Annotated in this window: 1 pseudogene; it reads left to right on the top strand. The window is 66.1% G+C overall.

Annotated elements, in window-relative coordinates:
• Positions 1–283, top strand: a pseudogene (gene purH / locus GPT33_RS06670) (bifunctional phosphoribosylaminoimidazolecarboxamide formyltransferase/IMP cyclohydrolase); the annotation flags it as partial.

The raw sequence follows: 283 nt of genomic DNA on the forward strand, positions 1-283 counted from the left end.
GCGGCGACTGGGACAGCGAGCTGGTCCATCGACTCGACTTCAAGCGGGTCAACGGCGGGCTCCTGGTCCAGGATGCGGACCTGCGTTTGATCGAGTCGCTGAAGACCGTCACCGAGCGTGCGCCGAGCGAGCAGGAGCTGGCCGACCTGCTCTTCGCCTGGCGGGTCGCCAAGTTCGTCAAATCAAACGCCATCGTCTACGGGCGCGACGCCATGACCATCGGTGTCGGCGCCGGCCAGATGAGCCGTGTCAACTCCGCACGCATCGCCGCCATCAAGGCCGA

Origin of the sequence: Thiocapsa sp. (assembly GCF_011390875.1) — a bacterium.
Taxonomy (GTDB): domain Bacteria; phylum Pseudomonadota; class Gammaproteobacteria; order Chromatiales; family Chromatiaceae; genus Thiocapsa.